General features: G+C 65.5%; 16 protein-coding genes. 3 read left to right on the top strand and 13 right to left on the bottom strand.

Going from position 1 to position 23,058, the window contains the following annotated elements; all coding sequences use genetic code 11:
* Positions 1-25: 25 nt before the first annotated feature.
* The 4 genes from ACVCNR_RS14460 to ACVCNR_RS14445 are packed head-to-tail and all read right to left on the bottom strand — an operon-like array spanning position 26 to position 5,893.
* Positions 26-2,176 (bottom strand): bi-domain-containing oxidoreductase, encoded by a 2,151-nt coding sequence (locus ACVCNR_RS14460; RefSeq protein WP_447075253.1) that lies wholly within the window; start codon positions 2,174-2,176, stop codon positions 26-28.
* A complete protein-coding gene (locus tag ACVCNR_RS14455; RefSeq protein WP_447075252.1) occupies positions 2,173-3,360 on the bottom strand; it encodes a glycosyltransferase family 4 protein in 1,188 nt (395 codons plus the stop codon). Before ACVCNR_RS14455 ends, ACVCNR_RS14460 begins: the two co-directional genes overlap by 4 nt.
* Positions 3,357-4,484 (bottom strand): glycosyltransferase family 4 protein, encoded by a 1,128-nt coding sequence (locus tag ACVCNR_RS14450; RefSeq protein WP_447075251.1) that lies wholly within the window; start codon positions 4,482-4,484, stop codon positions 3,357-3,359. The genes ACVCNR_RS14455 and ACVCNR_RS14450 overlap by 4 nt, the downstream gene beginning before the upstream one ends.
* Entirely contained in the window at positions 4,484-5,893 is a 1,410-nt protein-coding gene (locus tag ACVCNR_RS14445) for an O-antigen ligase family protein (protein WP_447075250.1), read from the bottom strand. The genes ACVCNR_RS14450 and ACVCNR_RS14445 overlap by 1 nt, the downstream gene beginning before the upstream one ends.
* A 92-nt stretch (positions 5,894-5,985) precedes the next feature.
* On the opposite strand from ACVCNR_RS14445, the gene ACVCNR_RS14440 reads away from it, so the two are divergent.
* A complete protein-coding gene (locus ACVCNR_RS14440; protein ID WP_447075249.1) occupies positions 5,986-7,173 on the top strand; it encodes a DUF2793 domain-containing protein in 1,188 nt (395 codons plus the stop codon).
* Positions 7,174-7,211: 38 nt separating this feature from the next.
* Here the strand turns inward: ACVCNR_RS14440 and ACVCNR_RS14435 are convergent, their stop codons facing one another.
* From ACVCNR_RS14435 to ACVCNR_RS14400, 8 genes are all read right to left on the bottom strand, one after another.
* On the bottom strand, positions 7,212-8,495 hold the full coding sequence (locus ACVCNR_RS14435) for a glycosyltransferase family protein (RefSeq protein WP_447075248.1): 1,284 nt from the start codon (positions 8,493-8,495) through the stop codon (positions 7,212-7,214).
* An 11-nt stretch (positions 8,496-8,506) separates the two neighbouring features.
* Complete coding sequence (locus ACVCNR_RS14430; protein ID WP_447075247.1) at positions 8,507-10,246, bottom strand: ABC transporter ATP-binding protein; 1,740 nt, start codon at positions 10,244-10,246, stop codon at positions 8,507-8,509.
* 24 nt (positions 10,247-10,270) lie between these two features.
* Positions 10,271-11,506, bottom strand: coding sequence for an exopolysaccharide biosynthesis polyprenyl glycosylphosphotransferase (locus ACVCNR_RS14425; RefSeq protein WP_354196727.1), 1,236 nt, complete (start codon positions 11,504-11,506; stop codon positions 10,271-10,273).
* A 503-nt stretch (positions 11,507-12,009) separates the two neighbouring features.
* Entirely contained in the window at positions 12,010-12,501 is a 492-nt protein-coding gene (locus ACVCNR_RS14420) for a transcription termination/antitermination NusG family protein (protein ID WP_354196725.1), read from the bottom strand.
* Positions 12,502-12,812: 311 nt separating this feature from the next.
* Complete coding sequence (locus ACVCNR_RS14415) at positions 12,813-14,807, bottom strand: polysaccharide biosynthesis protein (protein WP_354196724.1); 1,995 nt, start codon at positions 14,805-14,807, stop codon at positions 12,813-12,815.
* A gap of 321 nt (positions 14,808-15,128) precedes the next feature.
* The gene (smc, locus tag ACVCNR_RS14410) at positions 15,129-18,587 is read right to left on the bottom strand and encodes a chromosome segregation protein SMC (RefSeq protein WP_447075246.1); all 3,459 of its coding nucleotides are present in this window, start codon (positions 18,585-18,587) and stop codon (positions 15,129-15,131) included.
* Between the two features lie 84 nt (positions 18,588-18,671).
* Complete coding sequence (locus tag ACVCNR_RS14405; protein ID WP_447075705.1) at positions 18,672-19,364, bottom strand: DsbA family protein; 693 nt, start codon at positions 19,362-19,364, stop codon at positions 18,672-18,674.
* A gap of 138 nt (positions 19,365-19,502) precedes the next feature.
* Positions 19,503-20,006 (bottom strand): DUF721 domain-containing protein, encoded by a 504-nt coding sequence (locus ACVCNR_RS14400; RefSeq protein WP_447075245.1) that lies wholly within the window; start codon positions 20,004-20,006, stop codon positions 19,503-19,505.
* A 61-nt stretch (positions 20,007-20,067) separates the two neighbouring features.
* Between ACVCNR_RS14400 and mutY the strand changes: the two genes are divergently transcribed.
* Together mutY and ACVCNR_RS14390 are read left to right on the top strand one after the other, a co-directional pair.
* A complete protein-coding gene (mutY, locus tag ACVCNR_RS14395) occupies positions 20,068-21,159 on the top strand; it encodes an A/G-specific adenine glycosylase (RefSeq protein WP_447075244.1) in 1,092 nt (363 codons plus the stop codon).
* Between the two features lie 4 nt (positions 21,160-21,163).
* Positions 21,164-21,772, top strand: a complete 609-nt coding sequence (locus ACVCNR_RS14390) for an HAD family hydrolase (protein WP_447075243.1) — start codon at positions 21,164-21,166, stop codon at positions 21,770-21,772.
* Position 21,773: 1 nt separating this feature from the next.
* On the opposite strand, the gene ACVCNR_RS14385 is transcribed toward ACVCNR_RS14390, so the two are convergent.
* Positions 21,774-22,919, bottom strand: coding sequence for a site-specific DNA-methyltransferase (locus ACVCNR_RS14385; RefSeq protein WP_447075242.1), 1,146 nt, complete (start codon positions 22,917-22,919; stop codon positions 21,774-21,776).
* Positions 22,920-23,058 lie beyond the last annotated feature (139 nt).

The following is a 23,058-nucleotide window of genomic DNA, read 5'->3' as shown; positions in this document are numbered from 1 at the left end:
TTCGGCCGCGCGCCGGCAACGATGTCTATGAGGGGCAGCGACCCGTACCCCTTCCCGGCACTGCCGCCGCAAGCTCGACCGTCACCCTGCCGACCTCCAGCAATTCGCGGAACGGGATCGGCCCTTCCCCACCCTGCTCCACCGCCCGCACGAAGGCCAGGGCGCAAGCTTTCCAACCCTTGTCCTGCCGCCACAGGCTCATACTGCGAAAGCCCGGCCAGCCGAAGCCACGCAGACGGCGGAAATTGTCCAGTTGGAGAACCCCACCGCCGGCAAACACCTCCAGCCGCTCCTTGGGAAAGCGCCTCGAGCCGTTGGCGAAATAATGGATCGAACCGAGCGAGCCGTCGGCGAAGGTCAGCGTGATGATGACCGTATCGCCGGCCGGTCCATCCATGGCTCGTAGATCGTAGCCACTGATGGGCGCACCGGCGAGATGACGCAGCAAGTCGATGAAATGGCAGGCTTCCCCGACGATGCGCCCGCCACCCGTTTCCGGGTCCTGTGTCCAGTGACTGGCCGGAACCGACCCCGCATTGACCGTCATGACGAACGCCTTCGGCCCGGGCGCGTCCCCAAGCAGGCTCCTGATCCTGCGTATATGGGGGGCGAACCTGCGATTGAAGCCGACCATGACGACAGGCGCGATACCGGCGCCCGCGGCCGCATCGCGCGCGGCCTCGATGGCATCGAGCCCGTCACACGCAAGGGCCAGCGGCTTCTCCACGAAAACATGCTTGCCAGCAGCCAGCGCGCGGCAAACGAGGTCCGCATGGCTGTCATGGCGCGTGGCGATCACCACCGCGTCGACCGCCGGGTCTTCCAGCACCTCGGCGCTATCGGTGGTTGCCTTCCCGAAACCGAATTTGCGCCCGACATGAAGGCCGCTGACCCCGCCCCGTGACGCGACGGTCACCAGACTCGCGCCCGTCGCCTTGAAGGCGGGCGCCAGAACCGCGCCGGCATGGCTTCCCGCCCCTATGAAACCCATGGCGACCTTACCGGCACCGGCCGGCGCCGGCGGCCGCAACGCCACCACGCGGTGAATGGCCGGTTCGGCGTGCTCCATCGCCGAATGATCGAGGAGTATTCCAAGCGATGGCCCTTCGCCCGCGAGGATTTCATACGCCCTGCCGGCCCCGGAAAGCGGAAAACGGTGCGAGACCAGCGGCCTTACGTCGAGCCGGCCGTCCGCCATCATGTCGAGCACGGCCTCGAAATTCCGCTGCGCGGTCCAGCGTACGAAACCCGCCGGGTAGTCATGCCCCTTTTCCTCGTAGCCCGGATCGTGGCGGCCGGGGCCGTAGGAGCAGGATACCTGGAAGCTCAGTTCCTTCTCGTAGAAATCGGCGCGCGACAATTCGAGCCCGGTGACGCCGACGAGCACGATGCGGCCGCGCTTGCGGCTCATCTGCGCGGCCTGATGCACGGGTCCACTGCTGCGGGTCGAGGCTGTGACGAGGACAGCATCGACGCCGCGCCCACGGGAGAAGTTGTGCGCGGCGGCCATCGGGCCGGCCCCGGTCGAAAGATCGAAGGTCTCGGCCCCGAAGCTTTCCGCGAGCCGCAGCCTTGCCGGATCGACATCGAGGCCCAGCACCCGGCAGCCATGGGCGCGCAGCAATTGCACGGCGAGCAGCCCGATCAAGCCGAGACCGCTTACGACCACCGCTTCGCCCAAGGTCGGCTGCGCCAGCCTTATGCCCTGAAGGGCAACCGCGCCGATCACCGCAAAGGCGGCCTCGTCGTCCGACACCGCATCGGGAACCCTGGCGCAGAGATTGACCGGGGCCGCAACCACCTCGGCATGGCCGCCATTGGAGACGACGCGCTGGCCGGTCGAGAAGCCGGTGACGCCGGAACCGGCCTCCAGCACCCGGCCGACATTACAATAGCCAAGCGGCAGCGGCTGGTCGAGCCTGTTGCGCACGGCCTCCAGCGTCGGCGCCAACCCGTCCGTCCTGATCCTGTCGAGCACTTGCCGCACCTTGTCCGGCTGGCGACGCGCCTTGCCGATCAGGCCCGCCTTGCCGAAATCGACCAGCATGCGCTCGGTGCCGGCCGATACCAGCGTGCGCGATGAGCGGATCAGCACCTGTCCGCGCCCGGCGACGGGACACGGCACCTCGGCAAGCTCGATCGCGCCGGTTTTAAGCGATTGCAGGATTTGTCTCATGGTTGCGACAGGCAGGTGAAGAGCTTGCGGTTCGCTTCGAGCGCGGCGGCATCGGTTCCCCGGCTTTCGGCGAAGGCGACCGCGCGAACCCTCATTTGCATTTTCACGGCAGCCGGCAGGCGCGCCATGTGGTCGATCCTGCCTGCAAAAAGGTCTGCATTTCCAAGCGGAAGGTCCCAGCCGATGCCGATCTCTTCCAGATCGCGCCACGGCGTTGCATCGGAAATCAGCACCGGCACCCCGGCGGCAAAAGCTTCGAGGATGGCGTGACCGTAGTTTTCGCCCAGTGTGGGCAGGAAAAACAGGTCGTAGCCGGCAAGGACGGAGCGAACCCGCTCATGCTCCACGCTGCCGTGATGGCTGGCCTGCACACGGCGCGGAAGTTTGCGGATCAGTCGTTTGCAGCGCGCCCAGTAAACCTCGTCGCGAACCGGGCCATAGATGTCGAAGCGAACGGGCATCCGAACGCGACGAAGCACCTCCAGAGCGAAATCGAGGTTCTTCATCGGCGAGATGCGCGACAGGAAAACGACGCGCAACGGGTCGCTTGCAAGGGTTGGGCGGGTGAGGAGGGTTGTCCGGGGCTCGGCGATCTCCGGCAGATTGGTCGCAATCCTGACATTACAGGCGAGCGGCCCCAGCGTGCGCCGGATGTCGGCGGCCTCGGACGCGGTCGACGCCTGCCATTCCAGGTCTCGATACAGGCCGAACGCCCCGACCAGCGCCAGGAACGCCTTCTTGCGGGCCGGCTTCAGGGCAAGCGCGCCCTGGGCGAACTCGCCGCGCGGGGCAACGACACATCTGCTTTTCGGGGCACGCCCGAACCGGCGCGCGAGAAGCGGCTTCACGGTGAAGTCCGGATCGAAAAAACTGTTCAGATAGAGCGTTTCGTGCGGCGTCTCCCGCAATATCCGCGCGATCCTCGACAAGCCCCTTTGCCGCGGCGCGAGATAGAGCACCTTCGCCTTGCCGATCCGCTGCCAGCCGCTTGCAGCATCGATCTGGGGGTAAGGCCTAGTGTCGGTCGCGTCACGGTCGCAGGTAACGATGCGGAAATCCAGCTCGTCTCCCAGAGCTTCCACCAGATTGGCGATGGTGCGGACTGGCCCGCCGGATTTATAGCCCGGCAGGTAGCAGCGCAGGAAAACCAGCACGACCGGACGTGCGCTTGCGGCTTCGCTCATGCCGGTTCGATGCACGTCCCGGCCGGAGCCCACGGCGCCCGCGGCATGACATTCGTTCGAGGAAAAAGAAGTGCGTCCAGATAGGCGGCGCCGGCGGTTGCGCCGAGGCAGCGTGCCCACGCGGCCAACCGACGGCGCTCATCCGACGTCTGCCGGCCTTTCGCCACGGCTTCGGCCAGCAGCCTGCCCAGACCCGGAGCATCACCCGATGGAAACACGCCGCCATGATTGCTAGCCAGCACCGCGCCGGCGGCGCCGCAGGCATCGGAGCAGATGGCGGGCGTGCCGGCCATGAGCGCTTCGGACACCACCGCGCCCCAGCCGTCGTAGCGGCTGGGCAGCACGAGGCAATCCGCCCGCGCCATTTGCGCCTGAACCTCCGCCATGGGCCGCCGGCCCAGCCAGCGCACCTGCCCCGGCAATTTTTCGGCCGCCGTTTTCCGCAATTTCTCTTCCAGCGGCCCGGAACCCACCACGACCAGTTCAAAAGCCCTGTCCGGCAGGGCTGCGAGCGCCGCAACCAGCAGATCCAGCCGCTTCAATTCGACAAACCGGCCAACGAACAGGAAACGGAACTTCGGCCCGGTATCAAAATCCGCGACCGTGTCCGGAACGCGGTCAGGCAGGAAGTAGGCGAAGGGAACCACTTTTTCGGCCGCTAGCCCGCGTGCGGCCAGCCATGGCGAGGTGGTGTGGCCGATGGCCAGAACGCCTTGCAGATACGCACGCCGGTTTTCGATCAGGCGGCGATATGCGAGCCGCTTGAACCAGCCCCGCCATCCGCCATCGTCCACTGCTTCCAAGGCCGCCCATTGCACCAGCCCACGGGCGGCAAGCTGCCGCTGGGCAATGGAAATCATCCCGTTTCCCCTCAGCCCCTGGCAGATATGGAGGCTGCCGTCGGGCACGCGATCGACCAATCGGCGCACCGCATCGGCGGTCGGCGCCAGCAGCAATCGCGCGTCGCCCAGCGGCGGCACGTGCCAGCCCTGCGCCTTGCGAGCCGCCGACATCTCCGCTTGGGCAACATAGGTGACGTTTCGGCCGCGCGCAGCCAGGGCTGCCGCCAGCCCGGCCATATGCGGCGAGACCATGCGCTGCCAGAACCAGACCGCGCCCGCCATCACGCCTTCCGCAGCAAGGCAGAACCGCAGGAATACGCCCAGCCAAACAGGATCAGGGGTAGCAGCCCCATGCCACCGGGGGAAAACAGGATGGCCTCGCCCATGTTGAGCAGCAATGCGGTGAGGCAGACCGCCAGGGCGGCCACGCCGCCCCGAGCGCTTGCCCTGAGCAATGGCAGCAGCCACAGAGCCACCAGCACCGCACCGAAAATCCCGAGTTCCTCCAGCACCATAAGCGGCACCACGCCCTTTTCCACGGAAGCGCCGACCGGCAGGCCGAGCACGGAATCCCTCTTCACCTCCATCAGCGCCGGTTCGGAAGCGATGCCGAAGCCCATGCCTGTCAGCGGATGTTTTCCGATATTGTCCAGCATGGCGTCCACCACGCGCCCGCGCGAACGATCATAGGCTTGCAGAAGCCCCGTCACCTCGACGCCGCCCGCCTGCGCCCGGCCGGACTTTGTGACATAGTTCTGGACCGTGGCGACGACGGCCGGCGCCATGGAAGCCCCGGCTGCGATCACCATCCCCGCCACCATCCAGAAGCGTGCGCTGCGCAGGCCCGGAAGCGCGTGGCGAACAGGTTCGCGGACAAGGATCGGCCCAAGCGACACGGCAAGCGCCACGCCCAGCCCAAGGGCGAGGCCGGCGGTGCGCGCCTCCGACAAGAAGATGCAGGCCAGCGATGCGCCGGCCACGGCAAACAGCGACCATCGCGGCCGCTCCTCTGCCAGCAGGCGCGCCATGGCCCATGCACACAGCAGAGCCATGGTCGCGCCGAAGGCCTGCGGATGGTTGAGGATGCCCTGGAAACCGGTGCCGTTGCGCAGGTAACCCAGGGGCGCTGCCGCCAACGGCAGGCTTGCGAGGAGGATGACCACCAGCCCCTGGAAAAACTGGCGGGCCACCTTCTCTCCTTGCCGGCCCGAAAGCCCGCTCCACAGGGAAACCGAGGTCGCCGTAGCCAGCACCCATGCCGTTGCCTTCAGCACGGAGACATCCGCCATCGGGCTGAACAGCATCGAGTGCAGGGCGATGAACAGGCCGAGCAGAAGCGTGGCAAAGGCAAACGGACGCATATGCAAACTACCGCTGCGCAGATTGCCGTGCAGCATCGCGGAAGCCGCCGCCGCGAAAAGCACGGCATGGCGCCCGACCGTGGCGGCGTCCACTTCCGGAGCAAGGCCCGGATTGATCATTGTGAAGAGCCATGAAAGCCCCAGCGCGCGAATGGCATGGGCGCGGCCGAACAAGGCATAGCCGGCCAGCACAAGGTAGCTGAAATCGGCGGTGGGGCCGGACGCAAGGCGCATGGCCAGCATGACGGCAAGAGGCGCTGCCTCCCGAAACCCCATTGGCATGACCTTCGGGCGAGGCAACACCGCCCGGTTCGGGATCGTCACGGCCACGATCCGGATCCGCCCTTGCCCGCCGTTTTATCCACGCTCCCGCCGGCCGGCCTACACTTCCGCCGAACGAGCGGCGAAAGGCGACGACGACCATGGACGAGACTACCGCATTGCTGAAGCTTCCCTACATCATGCCCTCGCAGGCGCAGAAGCATGTCACCCACAACGAGGCGCTGCGCATGCTCGACGCCATCCTGCACATCAAGGTGGAAGACAGCGGCCGAACCGACCCGCCCGACGACCCCGCCGATGGCCAGCGCCATGCGCTGGGAGCGGAACCGGCGGGCGCGTTCGCCGGCCGGGCCGGCCACATCGCCGCCTTTCAGGACGGTGCCTGGAATTTCCACGAACCCCGCGCGGGCTGGGTCATCTGGGACGCGGCAGCCGCAGCGCTTCTGGTTCATGACGGTTCCGGCTGGGTTCCGGCGGCGCCCGATCCGGAAACCCTGCCGCTCCTCGGCCTCAACACCAGCGCCGACGCCACGAACCGGCTGGCCGTGGCAAGCCCGGCCACGCTGCTGACCCATGACGGCGGAGGCCACCAGCTCAAGATCAACAAGGCCGAACCCGACACCACCGCCTCGCTGCTGTTCCAGACCGCATGGTCGGGGCGCACCGAGATGGGCCTTGCCGGCACCGACGATTTTTCCATCAAGGTTTCCGCCGACGGGGCGCTTTGGAACACGGCGCTGGTGGCGGACCGGGCCACGGGCAATGTCTCGACGCCGGCCCGTCTCGGCGTCGGTACGTCCGAACCGCTTGCCACCGCGCATGTGGCAGGAGCGATGGCGCTCGGCAGCGCAGTGACCCAGGCCCGGCTGACCAGCGGCACGCCCGGCAATGCCGGCCGGGTGCTGAGCCTGATCGACCCCGCCGCCGTCATCCGTGTCTGGCGCAGGCAGACGGCAGGCAATTCGGCGACGGTGGAACTGGCCGTCGGCGACGGTTCGGACAACATCACCGACCCCTCGATCCGCCGCTGGGACTTCGGCGTCACCTACAACACCAACCGCTTCGAGTTCCGCTATCTCACCGGCACGGCCCAGGTGGCCATGTCGATCCAGTCGGACATGCGCATCGGCCTCGGCACTCAGACGCCGCATGCCTCCGCCCATCTCGAAGTGGCCAGCACCAGTCGCGGCTTCCTGCCGCCGCGCATGGACAGCGCCCACCGGGACGCGATCGCTTCCCCGGCGGAGGGCCTGATGATCTACAACACGAGCACGCATGAGCCCGAGTTCTGGAATGGAACCGCGTGGGTGGGCATGGCGGGAGCTTGACGGTCCGGTTGCCTGGTCACGCATAGGGCGGCGCAGGTTCATTCGCCCGGCGCCGCCTGCCGGGTTTTAAGGGAGACATCGCGCTTCTTCACAAGGTCATCGAGTATCGAGGCCAGTTGCGCCGCCTGCGCGCTCCGGCTCCACCTTTCCCGGACAAGCAGCGCGCGACGCCTCAACTCGTCTTCCGGGGCGCGCAACGCGGCCAGGATCGCGGCCTCGATCCCGGCGGGCGCTGGCTTCGTCAGCATCCACAAGCCCGAAAGCCTGGAGAACATGGTGCGGGCCGCGTTCGACGGGTTGAGGACGATCACCGGCGCTGGGATGGCGAGATATTCAAAGAGCTTGCTTGCAATCGCGGGGATGCGGCTTCGCTGCTCGCTCAACACCGTGACCAGAATCCGGGCCGAGGCGATCTCCTCGAGCGCCCTCGCATGTGCAACCATGCCCGTGAATTCAACCCCGCTCCCGAGGATTTTCGTGATCTCCGGCCTGACCGACGGGGGCCGGCCGACAATCCGAAGACCGATGGCCTCCCCCGAGCGCCGAACGGCGGCGACGGCGCTGGCAAGGGCGACCGTCTCCGGCGCCTCGGAGAAGCCGACGACCTTGATCCAGCCGGGCTGCCGTCCCGGTTCGCGGGAAGGCTCCATCGGGGCGATTTCGGAAGGAACGCCATTCGTCACCACCGTCGTCTTGCCGGCGACGGCGGGAAACCGCCTTGCGATCCATCTCTTGTGAGCCGGAAACGTGCAGGTGATGTGATCGGCCGCCCGATAGACCTCCGCTTCATGGCGACGGCTTCCACGGGTCTTGCAGCACTCCATCCATCCGGCCTCTCGGCGCATATGGGCGTGGTACACATCCCGGAAATCGGCCACCCAGCACAGATCGGGAAATGACTTTTTCAGGCGCATGCCAGCCGTATGCACAGAATGCGGCGGTCCGGTCGTGATCACCGCATCGGGGCGGATTTCCCCGACAAGCCTTGCCAGCCTGTCGCCCGCCGTCGTCCAGAACAGGATGCCGGTATCCGGCGCCATGAAACGTCCCATGAAGCCAGCAAAGGCGTTCTTGGCCGGCCCCAGCCGGCCGAGACGCCGAGCGGTGAAGGGGGACGGCGCATCGCTTATGAAATGAACCTTGATATGGGGATGGACGGCTTCCGACACCTCCGCCCCGGTCGCGGAATATCCATGGTGCTTGCGCGCCACGTCCACCTGCCAGCCATGCTCAGGCAGGAGCCTTGCCCACTGCGTGGCCCTAACCGCCCCGACGACGGGATCGGGGAAGAAATTCGAGGTGATTATCAGCAGTTTTCCCACGGCCTGCGGTTTCAGCCCCGTGAAAAGACAGGGAGGCACCCGGCACGCGAGACGGTCCCGCCGTCCAGCCTCACCACCATGTCGCAGCTTTCCAGCGTGCCCGGCCGATGGGCGATAACAAGAATCGTGAGGTCGTTGCCGAGCCTTTCGATGGCCGCCATCACGGCGCTTTCGGTTTCCATGTCGAGCGCGCTGGTCGCCTCGTCGAACACCAGCACCCGCGCCTGCTTGTAGAGCGCGCGTGCAATGCCGATACGCTGGCGCTGGCCGCCGGAAAGCCGGATGCCGCCCTCGCCCACCCGCGTGTCGTAGCCCTGCGGCAGCGCCGCGACCACATCGGCAAGCTCGGCCTGCTCGGCGGCATGGCGCACCCTTTCGCGGTCGATGTCCTGCGGCCTGACGCCGAAGGCGATGTTCTCGGCCACGCTGGCATCGGCAAGATAGATCGCCTGCGGCACATGGGCGATGTTCCTTTGCCAGGCGGGTCGGTTCGCCGCCGTCAGCGCCACGCCATCGATGCGGATCACACCGGCGTCGGGCTCCAGCAGGCCCAGAACGAGATCCACCAAGGTCGACTTGCCGCTGCCGGTCTTGCCGGCAATGCCGACCCTCGCCCCCTGCGGTATGTCGAGATTGACGCCCCGGAGCACCGGCGCCGGGCTGCCCGGATAGGCATAGGAGATGTTTTCGAGGCTGATGGCATGGTTGAACGGCAGCGGGACATTCCCGACCACCGCCGCCGGAACCGGCCGGCCCAGCAGTTCCACGACATCTGTCAGAACCTGCCTGTTGCCCATCGCCATCGCCCAGCCGTTATAGACCTGCTGGATCAGCGGCAGCAGTTTTTGCGCGCCGAGCGCAAGCGCGGCCAACACCGGCACGGCTGCGGCCAGCCCTCCGGGCCGCTGAACCACCACAACGGCGATCATGGCGATCAGCACCATCCCGATCGCCTCGACGATGAAGCGGGGAGCCCCGGCGAGCACGGCGTTCCTTGTCCGCGCCCCGCTGAAGCCGGCCTCCGCCTGTTCGTAGGCCTCGACGAACACGGCCTGCGACCGGTCGAGCAGCACGTTGCGGATGCCGCCCAGTCCTTCCTGCATGGTCTGCACACGCCTGTCCTGCGCACGAGCGATGACCGCGCCATTGCGGCGCAGACCCCGGCGCGCGGCGAAGGACGCGACAAGATAGATGAGCGCCAGACCCGTTCCCGAAACCAGCGCCACCATGGGGTCGATCACGATCAGGCCGGCAATGATGGCGAGGCCGATCACCGCCGCGATGGCCCCGTACATCAGCGGCAGCAGCACATGGCTGGTGACCATCTGGACCTTATTGACCGAGGCGAGGATTTCGCTGGAGTTGTGCTGGGCGTGATAGGAATAGGGCTGCGCGAGCGTATCCGCATAGAGCCTCACGCCCAGTTCACAGGAAACGCCGTAGACGAACCTGTTGCTGGCCCACAGGAGCGCCAGTCGCAAGGCAGCCGCCATGAGCGCCGCTCCTGCAAACAGGGCTGCCATGATGTGCCCGGACCATAAAACGGCAGGCCCGCCACCGGGATTGCTTGCCGGCAGGGCGACCGTGCCCAGAAGCGGCACCACCGTGCCGATGGTCACGACCTCGGCCAAGGCACCCGCCAGCATCAGGACCATAAGCGGCGCGAAGGCCCGGCGGCGCGAAGGCGTCAACCGGCCGAACAGCACCGACAGCGCGGTGGCCAGCGACATGTCCTCGCCGTCACTTTTCATCGCGGCTGTGTCGTTGCGCTTTCTTTACTTCGCACCGAAGCCGGTCAGCATGATCCGGATGGTCCTCATGACGATGACCAGATCGAGCCAGGGCGAGAAGTTCTTGATGTAGTAGAAGTCGTAATGAAGCTTTTCGTGCACGTCACCGATGGCCGCCACATGGCCCTGGTTGACCTGCGCCCAGCCGGTGATGCCGGGCCGCACGATATGGCGATAGGGGTAGAACGACAGTTCCTTCTCGTACCACAGGGACAGCATCAGCGCCTCGGGGCGAGGTCCGATCCAGCTCATCTCGCCGCGCAATATGTTGAAGAGCTGCGGCAGTTCATCGAGACGGGTGCGCCGCAAAACGCGCCCGATGCGGGTGATGCGCGGATCGTCTCCCCGGGTTATGGCCTTCTCCCGCGCGGTTACGGGGCCGCCGCGATCGTCGCGCATGGTGCGGAACTTGTAGAGCGTGAACACCGCTCCTCGATGACCGACCCGCTGCTGGCGAAACAGGGCCGGTCCCGGCGAGTCGAGCCGGATCAAAAGCGCCACGATGAGCAGCAGCGGCGATGCCACGATCAGGACGGCCAGAGCGACCAGCCAGTCGGCGGCCTGCTTGATCCTGCTGTAGGCCTGGTTCGGATGGAGGGACCCCAGCGTATTTTCGGACAGGTGTTCTATCTCTACCCGGCCGGTCAGGGATTCCAGCACCTGCTTGACGTGATAGACCGGCATGCCGGACAGCACGCAACCGGTGATGAAGCGAACCCAGGCATCCGGCAAATCGGCACGCAAATCCGCCACGACGCCCTGGATCCTTCCCGGAACCAGGCCGGGCCTTTGAAGCCTGTGCCAGGCGACGCCCCTGACTGCCGCCAGGCGATGGACACTTCCCACGGGGACCACCGCCAGCCTGCCGGGCTCCAGGCGGTTCAGGGAGGCGGCAAGGCTGAAGTACCACAATGTCGAGATGAGAAAGGAGCCCGCCGCCTGAAACCGGCTGTAGTCCAGCCGGAAAAAGAAGATGACGAGAAACACCAAGCCGTAGCTCAAGGTAAAGGCCGGCAACAAGGTGCCGAAGGTGGCGACACCTGGAAACGCATCCAGACGGCGGTAAATCAGATAGCCCGAGATGTGGGCGAAGATGGCCGCCGTGATCGTCACCTGAAGGTTGATGGAGTACACGACCTTCGGTTCCGCCATCGCCCTTATCAGCAGCGGAATGCCGACGGCCAGAAGCAGGCCCCCAAGCAGCCGATATCGCAGCCGCATCTGTAGATGTATGCAACCGCGATCTGCAACCATTTGTTGCAATTGAAGAGGAATCATGTCATGCCTCGTCAGGTCAGGACATCCATGGACTGGGAACGGAAGGTGGCAAGTCAGGCTCCCCCGAAAAGGGAAGTTGTTCGTGTAATGGCGAAGCAGTAGAGAAGCTGCGGGTTCTCGAACGGCAGGGCATTTTTGCCTGTAACCGGAGTCCGGATATGCATGGATTAAGGCTACCGGCCAATGTTGGGCGAGCGGGCGGATAGCTATGGCTACACTGTGCCGATACAGCTATGGCTCGTCCTGCTCCCCATCGCCTCATTGACTTTTCGGTTTAAGGCTACCGCACACCCGGTGCAAATACCGCACCAGTGTCGTCTTATCCCCCGCACGGGCACGTCTCAGGCGCCAGAACCGCCAGACGTGCCTCAGCCCCCCGCATGTCCTTATCCCGTCACCGGGCTCCATTTTGAACGGACATGCTTCACGTCGTACATCTCGCCCCGCTAGGCTCGCATCAGCCTGTCGACCGTCATCTGCACAGGCACACGACTGGCCAAAAACTCCATCAACACCGTTACCCGGCCACGCTCATCGAGATCGACAAGCTGGCCGATTTGCTGCGCCAGCGGCCCATCCAGGATTTCGACGCTGTCACCGGGCTTCAATTCAGAACTGAAATCAACGACGCCATTGTCATTCGCGCGGCTTTTCAGGGCTTCCACGAAACCGCGCTCGACCGTAACGGGACCATCGTCGCCAGTGATGATCCGTTTCACGCCAAATGTGCCGTTGATCGATCGCCAGCGCACCGCAGAGGACGCTTCCAGAAACAGATAGGCGGGAAACAGCGGGATGACGGCGATGTGAAAGCGACGGGCATGGCGGACGGTCCTGCGCATCCGCGGCAAGAACACGTCAAATCCCTGGTTGGCCAGATTGAAAGCTGCCTGAACCTCTTTTCGAGGCTTGGTCGTGACAACAAACCAGTCCGACATGCTGAACTCAAAACCCCTCGACTTCCGCAAGGATCAAACAACCCCTTGCAGATGCCAACGCCAAACTGGCGTTCCCCCATGGCTATTATTCATAGCTTCTCTTTACAGATAGTCAAAAGGGAATCTGCCTGCTGGAACAATTCCATTATACATTGGCATAGAAGGCCTGAATTAGCGGAAACTGCGGAAATTGGCAGAAAAGCGGGCCGGAAACCTTGGCCGCAGTGCAAATCGCACCCCCTAGCCGGAAGGTGCGGGCACAGGAAATATCAGGGTTCACCTGGGTGAAATGGGCGCGCGACTGTCCCGGACTATGCGACAGGCTTCGGAAAGGAAGGCGTTTCCCGGTCCTTGCCGGCGGTGGGAATGGCTTCGGGATCGTAGTTGTCGTCATCGCTCGACACCACGGCACCGGGCCTGAATTCCGGCACGATGTGGCGCAGCAGTTCCACCACCCGGGCATGGTCCTCGCTCTCCACGGCGCCCTCGAGGAAACCGAGGGTCTTGTGGAACAGCTCCTTGTCGATCACCCGCGGCGAGGCCACGAAATAAGGAGCGTCCTCACTGCGTTGAGAAACCTCGGACGGATCGAAAAGCTCCTCGTAGAGCTTCTCGCCGGGGCGCAGGCCGGTAAAGACGATGTCGATGTCGACATAGGGCTTGAGGCCGGCAAGCTGGATCATGCGTTCGGCAAGATGGACGATCTTCACCGGCTTGCCCATGTCCAGCACCATGATGTCGCCGCGCTTCCTGCCGGCATAGGCGGCCGCCGCGTTGAGCACGAGGCAGACGGCTTCCGGAATGGTCATGAAGAAGCGGGTGATTTCGGGATGCGTCACCGTCACCGGGCCGCCGGCGGCGATCTGCTTTTCGAACCGGGGAACGACGGAGCCGTTGGAGCCCAGCACGTTGCCGAACCGGACCGTCGTGAACAAGGTCGTCTGGCAAGCGATGTCCAGAGACTGGCAGTAAGCCTCGGCGGCACGCTTGCTGGCGCCCATCACATTGGTCGGGTTCACAGCCTTGTCGGTCGAGATCATCACGAAATTCGAGACGCCGTATTTGACGGCCGCCTCGGCGACATTCCTGGTGCCGAGCAGGTTGGTCTTGACCCCCTCGACAGGATTGCCTTCCACGATCGGCACATGCTTGAGGGCCGCGGTGTGGAAGACGAGGTTCGGCCGGAACCGTTCGAAGATGCTCTCCACCTTGGCGCGGTCGCGCACATTGGCCAGGCTCGTCACCATGCGGATCTGCGGATAGTGCTCGCGAAGCTCCATATCGAGCTTGTAGAGATGGAATTCGGAAGCGTCGGCAAGGATGAGCTCGGACGGCCCATATTCGGCGATCTGGCGGCTCAGTTCGGAGCCGATCGAGCCACCGGCCCCGGTGACCAGAACGACCCGGCCATTGATGAGCCGGGCGACGCTTTCCAGATCCGCCGCGATCTCCGGCCGGCCCAGCAGATGCCCCAGGTCGATCTGCTTCGGCTGAAGCAGGCTCTGGCCCGTCAGCAGCGCCGTTTCGGTGAAGTCGGGAATGCGCGACACCTTGATGCCCAGCCGGGTGGCCGCCTGCACCACCTCGGCCAGATGCTGCCTGCTGGGCCCGGATTCGGTGTCGATCAGTTCGGAGATCGGCATCCCTTTCCGCGCGAAACGGTCGGCAAGCGCTTCCAGCTCGTCGAAATCGCCCAGGACCTTGACGCCCTGGATGATGCGGGCCTGGTTGAGAATTCCGTCGTCCAATATGCCGACGATGTTGAATTCGCTGGTCGCGCCGCGCCTGTTGGCCCGCACGAAGCTCTCGGCGTTGTCGGTGAGGCCATAGAGAAGCACGTTGCGCGTGGGCCTGCCCTGACGGCCGTTCATCGTCCCTGGCCAGAAGAAGAAGGCCCTCTCCATCACCATACGATAGGTCATCCGGCTGAACGACAGGCCGGCAACCAGATAGATCAGCGTCAACACCGGCACCGACCGCGGCACGTTCGAGCCGCGCGTCAGCAGGAAGGCGGCAATCGTATAGGCTATCACCGATGCCGAGACGACCTTGAGGATCGTCATGATGTCGGGGATCGAGAAATAGCGCCACGACCCGCGGTGCATGGAGAAAAGCCAGAAGAAACAGATGAAGATCGCGGTGAAGCCCAGCGCCTTCTCTTCAAGACCGGGCACGGCGAACAGGAAACGCTCGCCATAGGCGGTGACGTAGGAGAGGACGAAGGCCGCGAACGCCGTAAAGACATCGAGCAGGGAGCCTGCGGCTCGCCACAGCCGCGCCCCACCTATGAATTCACGCAATTTCATGCTGTCGCAATTCTCCTATGCGGACAGTCCAAAACGTCCCTACCCCCAGGGACCGACTTTCCGCAGGGCAGCCAAAACAACATCGCCCGCCAACACCGTAAACACTCATTCACTAGAAAAAGTTCAACATCAAATTATTACAATCGGGATTGTCCGAACCGAATGTCGCATTATCGACAGTTACGCGACTGCAAACACCTTTCATATCAGCGCGATAAGTCGGAAGCGTCAATCGCGCCGAACAAGAACGATATCAGCTTTGCACAGAACGTGATCGCCAAATGCCTGAGAACTACTACAGGTTGTAGTTGAATTATTCTCTCAACCCGCCTCACGCAGGGCCTCGGCCTCCTGCAGGTCGACCGATACGAGCTGGCTCACGCCTTGCTCCGCCATGGTCACCCCGAACAGGCGATCCATGCGGGCCATGGTGATCGGGTTGTGGGTGATGACGACGAAGCGCGTCTCCGTCGACGCCGACATCTCGTCCATCAGGTTGCAGAACCGCTCGACATTGTGGTCGTCCAGCGGCGCGTCGACCTCGTCCAGCACGCAGATCGGCGCCGGATTGGTGAGGAAGACGGCGAAGATCAGCGACATCGCCGTCAGCGCCTGCTCGCCGCCCGAAAGCAGGGTCATGGTCTGCGGCTTCTTGCCGGGCGGACGGGCGAGAATCTCAAGCCCCGCCTCCAGCGGATCGTCGGATTCAATGAGCTGCAATTCGGCCGTGCCGCCGCCGAACAGATGCGCGAACAGGCGCTGGAAATGGCCGTTGACCACCTCGAAGGCAGCCAGCAGGCGCTCGCGCCCCTCGCGGTTGAGGCTCTGGATCGCCTGCCGCAGCTTGCGGATCGCCTCGATGACGTCGTCGCGCTCGGAAACTATGGTTTCCAGCCGCCCGGCAAGCTCGCGCTGCTCTTCCTCGGCGCGCAAATTGACCGCGCCCAGCCGCTCGCGCTCGATCTTCAGCCGTTCCAGCGTGCGTTCGACATTGCCCATGTCCGGCATCGGGTCGTCCGGCTGTAAGCCGGTGTGGCGGATGACCAGATGCGGCGGCGTGTTCAGCGCCTCCTGAATGCGCGCCTCGACCTCCTGCCGCCGTTCGTCGGCCGCTGTCAGCCGTTCCTCGGCGCGGGCGCGCGCCTCGCGGGCTTCGGCCAGCCCCTGAATGGTGGCCGTCGCGGCCTTGTCCAGTCCGGCCTGCCGGTTTTCGGCCTCCTGAAGACGGTCGGCGGCATCCTTGCGCTGCGCTTCGGCACGCGAAAGCTCGGACAGCAGCGCGCGACGGCGCTGGTCGAATTCATCCGGCGCGTCGGCCAGCGCCTCGCGCTCCTCGAGCGCTTCGGCGCGCCGTTCATGCAGGGCGCGGATATGGCTGTCGGCATTCTCGGCCCGTATCAGCCAGTTGCGACGCTCGCCCTCGATCGCCTGAAGCCGGCGCGACCGGGCTTCCGCCTCACGGCTGAGGCCGTCATGCACGGCACGGGCGTCGGCAAGGGCGGCACGATCGTCCGACACGATTGCTGCGGCCTGTTCCAGCCGAAGCTGCAGATCGCCCGGATCGGGCGCATCGCGCAGCGCCTCCTCGGCTTGCCCATGCAGCGCCGAGGCTTCCTCCAGTTCTTCCATCAGCCGCTGGCGCGCATCCTCCAGCGCATCGCGGCGGCTGGCGATCTCGCCGGCGGCGCGCTCCGCCTGCGCCAGCGCGGTGCGGGCCCCGTCGAGCTGCGCCTGGGTCTCGCGCAACGCCTGCCGCGCGGTGCGCTCGGCCTCGGCATGGGTGCGGATCGACGCTTCCGCCGCGGCCAACACCTCTTGCGCCGCCCGTACGGCCCGCGTCGCGGCAATCGCCTCCGCATCGAGTTCAGCCAGCCGGTTCTTCTGTTCCAGCCGAAGGGCTGCCGCCGTGGGCGCATCGGCGCTGGCGGTGAACCCGTCCCAGCGCCACAAGGCGCCTTCACGCGTCACCAGCCGCTGGCCGGGCGCAAGCGACGGCTGGAGGACCGGTCCTCCCGCCGCATCCACAATGCCGATCTGCGCCAGCCGACGTGCCAGTTGGCCCGGCGCGCGCACCACCGAGGCAAGGCTTCGCACGCCCTGCGGCAGCGCCGGATCGCTGTCCGAAGACGCGACATCGCCCCAATGCACCGGCGCGCTGCGGTCCAGCGGCACGTCGAGATCCTCGCCCAAGGCCGCGCCCAGCGCGGTCTCGAAGCCGCGCTCGACGGTGATCTGCTCCAGCACGGCCGGAAACAGGTCACCGCCGCCGGCATTGAGCATCTTCGCCAGCGTGCGCGCCTCGGTCTCGATGCGGGCCAGTTCCGCCCGCGCATCCTGCAACGGGCCGCGCGCGGCATTTTCGGCCTCTCGCGCCTCGGCAACCGCCTGCTCGGACGCTTCGACAGCCGCTTCAGCCTCTTCCAGAGCCGCCTCGGCCTGCTCGACCAGAAGCCTCTTCTCGGCCGGATCGGCCAGGCCGGAGATGCGCGCCCCGATCTCCGACAGCTCGCGGTCCATCTCGCCGAGCTGGCGCGCGAAGCGGTCGCGGCGTTCGCCGGCTTCGCGCAGCGAACGCTCGGCCTGATTGCGGGAAGCGGCGGCTTCCGCGCGCTCGGCGGTCAGCCGCGCCAGCTTTTCCTCGCTGTGGCCAAGCGTTTCGGCGGCGGCCTCGAACGCCGCGCGCGTCGCCGCCTCGCGCTCGGCGGCGCCCGCATTCTCCTCGTTGAGAAGCGCTTCCTCCTCGGCAAGCCGCTCCAGAACGTCGGCGTTCTCGGCCACCATGCGCTCCTCGCGGGCGATGTCGGCGTCGAGCTGCTCGAGGCGGCGATCGAGTTCGGACTGGCGCGAGCGGATGCGCTTCGCCTCCTCCTCCAGCTGGGCGCTGGCGATGGACAGGCGCTGGAACGCGGCGGCCGCGGCGGCTTCGACCTCGCGCAGCTCCGGCAGCTTGTGAGCGCCGATAGCCTGTTCCTTGGCGGCATTCATCTGGGCGGCGGCGCGATCGCCGACCAGCGACGTCGCCTCGGCCAATGCCGAACGCGCCTCGCCCTCCTGTGCCTTGGCGGCGCTCCAGCGCAGGTGCAGAAGCGTCGCCTCGGCCTTGCGGATATCGGCGGACAGGTTCTTGAAGCGCGAGGCCTGCCGCGCCTGCCGCTTCAGGCTTTCGATCTGGCCTTCCAGCTCGCCGACCACATCGTCGAGCCGTTCGAGATTCTGCTCGGCGGCGCGCAGGCGCAGTTCCGCCTCATGGCGGCGCGTATGCAGGCCGGAAATGCCGGCAGCTTCTTCGAGCAGCGCGCGCCGTGCCTGCGGCTTGGCCTGGATCAGCTCGCCGATGCGGCCCTGTCCCACCATCGAGGGCGAGCGCGCGCCGGTCGACTGGTCGGCGAACAGAAGCTGCACATCCTTGGCGCGCGCTTCCTTGCCGTTGATACGGTAGACCGAGCCGGCCTCGCGCTCGATGCGGCGGGAAACCTGCAACTCGTCGGCGTCGTTGAAGGCCGGCGGCGCGGTACGGTCGGCATTGTCGAGAAACAGCGTCACCTCGGCCGTGTTGCGGGCGGGGCGCGTGGAGGAACCGGAAAAGATCACGTCGTCCATGCCGGACGCGCGCATGTTCTTGTAGGAGCTTTCGCCCATCACCCAGCGCAGGGCCTCGACAAGGTTGGACTTGCCGCAGCCGTTCGGCCCGACGATGCCGGTCAGGCCGCGCTCGATGACGAATTCGCCGGGTTCGACGAATGACTTGAAGCCAAGCAGGCGAAGGCGCGAGAACTTCATGCGCGCCCTCGGTCAGGAACCGGGACGCCGTGCATCAGGGACGGCGGCGCGCCGATGGCGGGCCGCCCCGATGCTGCCGAGACGTCAAAGCAGCGGATCGATGACCGCCGAGATTTCGTCAATCGACAAAGCCCCCTTGTAGACTTTTCCGTTAATGATGAAGGTCGGCGTGGAGTCGATTTTGAATTCCTCTGCACCGCGCTTCTGGACAGCCCTCACTTGGTCAAGAAGATTCTGGTCCGTCAAGCAGGCGTTGAAGCTCTCCTGTGTAAAACCGGCAAGCTTGGCAAGCTGGAACATCGCGTCCTTGACGTTCTCTGCCGCCGCCCAGTTCTGCTGCTGCTTGAACAGCACGTCCACCATCGGGAAATAGTTGTCGCCGGCGCAGCGTGCCAGCATGAAGCCGGCCTCGGCGCGCGGATCGAAGGGGAATTCGCGCAGGATGAAGCGCACCTTGCCGGTGTCGACGTACTTCTTCTCCACCTCGGGATAAGTGTTGACGGCGAAATTGGCGCAGTGCGAGCAGGTCATTGAGGCATATTCGACCACCGTGACCTTGGCGTCGTCGCTGCCCTTGGCCTTGTCGGGCAAGGCGCCCGGCTTCAGCACCTCGGCCATGTCCAGCGTGCCGGAAGGTTGCGGCGCGGCGGAAGCGGCCGAGGCGGGCGCGGCGTTGGCGGCGGTGCTCTCCTGCCCGGAATCGCTACAGGCCGACAGGATGAGTCCTGCGGGCACCACGGCCAGGGAAGACAGGACAGTTCTGCGGGACAAGGTCATGCGAATCACCCGATTGTTTTTCGATTGTGCAACGTGAAGCCAAGTAAAAGCGAGAGTCGCGGCCAATTAAGGCATTCCGGTAGCCAAGCCAATCATCAAGCCGTGTCCGCATGATCACGAAAGCGCGATGGCGTCGCCTCAGCCCTGCTTCTTGCGGCCGAGTACGGTTTCACCCAGCCGTTCCAGCGAGGCACGCAGGCCTTCGTCCTCGATCTTGCCGACCGTGCGCGCCAGCTTCGCCTTTTCTGGCTGGGACAGGGGCCGCAGGGTTGGCGGCTTCTTGCGCGTCGTGCCCGTCAGCGGCTTCTGCACGATGCGGATGCGGCCGATGGCGGCGAAGCCGAGGAAGGCGTTGACGCGGCCGATGATCTCGCCGCTCTGGTGCTGGATGTGGAGCGCCGCCAGCCCTTCGCAGGCGATGACCAGAACCGCCGGCTCGAAGGGGTCTTCCTCGCGCATGCGGCGCGGCCACTGGATCTTCTCCGGCCGGCAGCTCGAAGCCAGCCGCTCGCCGACGATCTCTTCCCACGACTGGACGAGGCCGACCGATATGCCGGCGCGCTTGCGCAGCACCGGATCGAGGATGCCCGTTGCCAGATCGCTGACCGGAACGGGATTGCCCGCGAAGGGTTTCCCTGCCATGTGCGTACTCCAGCGACGAATTCTCGAACCTCAGGCACCGGAAACCGGCATTTCCCGATCAATGGCACCGCAGGACAAAAGCCGCAAGCCCGCCATCGCGGCCAGACTTCTGGAGTGGTACGACGCCCACCATCGCGAACTGCCATGGCGGACAGGCCCTGCCGCGCTCGCGAAAGGCGAGCGGCCCGATCCCTACCGCGTCTGGCTCTCCGAGATCATGCTGCAACAGACCACGGTCGAGGCGGTGAAATCCTATTTCAATGCCTTTGTCGGCCGCTGGCCGAGCGTTTCCGCGCTCGCTGCCGCCGCCAATGACGACATCATGAAGGCATGGGCCGGGCTCGGCTATTATTCGCGCGCCCGCAACCTGAAAGCATGCGCTGATCTCGTCGCCTCACGCGGCGCGGCGTTTCCCGATACGGAGGAAGGCCTGCGCGCCCTGCCCGGCGTCGGACCCTATACGGCTGCGGCCATCGCCTCCATCGCCTTCGACCGGCCCGCCGCCGTGGTGGACGGCAATGTCGAGCGTGTCATTTCCAGGCTGTTCCGCATCGAAACGCCGCTGCCCCAGGCCAAGACGGAAATCCGCGCTCTTGTGGAGCAGATGGTGCCGGCCGACCGGCCGGGCGATTTCGCGCAGGCGACGATGGATCTCGGCGCCACGATCTGCACGCCGCGCCGGCCGAAATGCATGTTGTGCCCGCTGCGCGAGGATTGCGACGCGCTCGCCGCCGGCGATCCCGAACTCTACCCGGTGAAGCTGGCGAAGCCCGAAAAGCCGACGCGCCAGGGGGCGGCCTTCGTCGCGATCCGCGCCGATGGCGCCGTGCTTTTGCGCAAGCGCCCGGAAAAGGGCCTGCTCGGCGGCATGACCGAGGTGCCCACCACCGCCTGGACCGCCAGACAAAACGGCGAAACCTCAGCGGCCGCCGCTCCCTTCCCGTCGCAATGGGAGCGGGCCGGGCAGATCACCCATGTGTTCACGCATTTCGCGCTGGAACTGGCCGTCTATCGCGCCGGCTTCCAAGGCAGCGCGCCGGCCGGCCATTTCTGGTCGCTGCCGCATGAGCTTGCCGGCGAGGCCCTGCCCACCGTCATGAAAAAGGCCATCGAGTCAGCCATTCCCGGGGCAACGAAACGAAAGAAGGGATGAACGCATGGAAATCCGCCACATCGTTTTCGACATCGGCAAGGTGCTGGTCCACTACGACCCGGATATTCCGTTCAGCCGCATCATCCCGGACCCGGCGGAGCGCCGATGGTTCTTCGACAATGTCTGCACCAGCGCCTGGAACATCGAGCAGGATCGCGGCCGCTCGTGGGAGGAGGCAGAGGCGCTGCTGGTCGCCGAGCATCCGGCCCATGCCGACAACATCCGCGCCTTCCGCCGCCACTGGCACGAAATGGTGCCGCATGCCTATGACGACAGCGTCGCCCTTCTGGAACGGCTGGTTGCGGGCGGCCATGACGTGACCATGCTGACCAACTGGGCCGCCGACACGTTTTCGGAAGCGCGGGTCCGCTTTCCCTTCCTCGAAAAGCCGCGCGGCATCACCGTTTCCGGCGAAATCGGGCTGATCAAGCCCGACCGCGCCATCTACGATCATCACGCCACCAGTTTCGGCCTCGAGCCGTCCGCCGCGCTATTCATCGACGACAGCCAGAAGAATGTCGACGGCGCCATGGCCGCCGGCTGGCAGGCGGTGCTGTTCACCGATGCCCGCGCGCTCGAACGCGATCTCGCCGCGCGCGGAATCAGGATCTAGATCAGGCTCCGGCCTTCTCCATGCCGAGGCGCGCGATGCGACGCAGCTCGTCGATGGGGGTAAGGCCGCCGGCGCGCTCATAGTGCCAGAACGTCCAGCCGTTGCAGGCGTCGAGCCCCTGCACGCGCGCGCCCATCTTGTGGATCGAGCCGGCATCCTCGCCGATCGACAGCGTGCCGTCGGCACGCACCTTGGCCGACCAGCGGCGCTTGGAATCCCACAGCGTGGTTCCGGCCTTCACCAGGCCCGTATCGACCAGGCTGCCGAAGGCCACGCGCGGCTCCGCACGCTTGCCGGTCAGCACGGTCAGTTCGGTCGCGCCCAGCGGCTTCACCGCCTCGATGCGTTCCATGGCGGCGTCGATATAACCCTGCTCGCGCTCGATGCCGACGAAATGCCGGCCGAGGCGCTTGGCCACGGCCCCGGTGGTGCCGGAGCCGAAGAACGGATCGAGCACCACGTCGCCCGGCTTGGTCGAGGCCAGCATGACGCGCGCCAGAAGCGCCTCCGGCTTCTGGGTCGGATGCAGTTTCTCGCCCTTGGCGTCCTTCAGCCGCTCATTGCCGGTGCAGATCGGGAACAGCCAGTCGGAGCGCATCTGCACGTCCTCATTGGCCGCCTTCATGGCTTCGTAATTGAAGGTGTAGGCCTTGGCCTTGGCGTCGCGCGAGGCCCAGATCATCGTCTCATGCGCGTTCTGGAAGCGGCGGCCACGGAAATTCGGCATCGGGTTGGTCTTGCGCCAGACGATGTCGTTGAGGATCCAGAAGCCGAGATCCTGCATCTTCGCGCCGACCCGGAAGATGTTGTGATAGGAGCCGATCACCCAGATCGTGCCGCTCGGCTTCAGCACGCGGCGCGCGGCCAGCAGCCAGGCGCGGGTGAAGGCGTCATAAGCCTCGAAGCTCTCGAACTGGTCCCATTCGTCGTCCACGGCATCGACCTTCGACTGGTCGGGACGGTGCAGATCGCCATTGAGCTGGAGGTTGTAGGGCGGGTCGGCGAAGATGACGTCAACGGAGGCGTCGGGCAAACGGTTCATGGCCGCCACGCAGTCGCCCTTGAGGATCGTGTCCAGCCATTCCCCTGTCTGGGCCGGCTTCGAAGACACACCGGAAAACTCGCCGAGACGACGTACTGCAGACATTTGGCACACCCAGGATACGCGTTACTGTTTACTCGCCGTTATGGTTACCGATCAGCGTAAACAATCGGTGAAGCTTGCAGCGTGATTTGCGCGCCGGCGCACCTTGATGTATGCCCGCGCCACCGGTTGCCGGTGCCCC

Source organism: Aquamicrobium terrae (assembly GCF_052978165.1).
Note: the sequence above shows the minus strand (reverse complement) of the source record. Positions and strands in the feature narration are given on the sequence as shown.

Excerpts from the sequence above, each read along its gene's own strand:
- ACVCNR_RS14455 (WP_447075252.1), bottom strand. The coding sequence starts at position 3,360 with ATGAGCGAAGCCGCAAGCGCACGTCCGGTCGTGCTGGTTTTCCTGCGC.
- ACVCNR_RS14400 (WP_447075245.1), bottom strand. The coding sequence starts at position 20,006 with ATGGCAGGGAAACCCTTCGCGGGCAATCCCGTTCCGGTCAGCGATCTG.
- ACVCNR_RS14385 (WP_447075242.1), bottom strand. The coding sequence starts at position 22,919 with ATGTCTGCAGTACGTCGTCTCGGCGAGTTTTCCGGTGTGTCTTCGAAG.
- ACVCNR_RS14460 (WP_447075253.1), bottom strand. The coding sequence starts at position 2,176 with ATGAGACAAATCCTGCAATCGCTTAAAACCGGCGCGATCGAGCTTGCC.
- ACVCNR_RS14415 (WP_354196724.1), bottom strand. The coding sequence starts at position 14,807 with ATGAAATTGCGTGAATTCATAGGTGGGGCGCGGCTGTGGCGAGCCGCA.
- ACVCNR_RS14450 (WP_447075251.1), bottom strand. The coding sequence starts at position 4,484 with ATGGCGGGCGCGGTCTGGTTCTGGCAGCGCATGGTCTCGCCGCATATG.
- mutY (WP_447075244.1), top strand. The coding sequence starts at position 20,068 with ATGGCACCGCAGGACAAAAGCCGCAAGCCCGCCATCGCGGCCAGACTT.
- ACVCNR_RS14440 (WP_447075249.1), top strand. The coding sequence starts at position 5,986 with ATGGACGAGACTACCGCATTGCTGAAGCTTCCCTACATCATGCCCTCG.
- ACVCNR_RS14405 (WP_447075705.1), bottom strand. The coding sequence starts at position 19,364 with ATGACCTTGTCCCGCAGAACTGTCCTGTCTTCCCTGGCCGTGGTGCCC.
- ACVCNR_RS14425 (WP_354196727.1), bottom strand. The coding sequence starts at position 11,506 with ATGCGGCTGCGATATCGGCTGCTTGGGGGCCTGCTTCTGGCCGTCGGC.
- ACVCNR_RS14430 (WP_447075247.1), bottom strand. The coding sequence starts at position 10,246 with ATGAAAAGTGACGGCGAGGACATGTCGCTGGCCACCGCGCTGTCGGTG.
- smc (WP_447075246.1), bottom strand. The coding sequence starts at position 18,587 with ATGAAGTTCTCGCGCCTTCGCCTGCTTGGCTTCAAGTCATTCGTCGAA.
- ACVCNR_RS14390 (WP_447075243.1), top strand. The coding sequence starts at position 21,164 with ATGGAAATCCGCCACATCGTTTTCGACATCGGCAAGGTGCTGGTCCAC.
- ACVCNR_RS14420 (WP_354196725.1), bottom strand. The coding sequence starts at position 12,501 with ATGTCGGACTGGTTTGTTGTCACGACCAAGCCTCGAAAAGAGGTTCAG.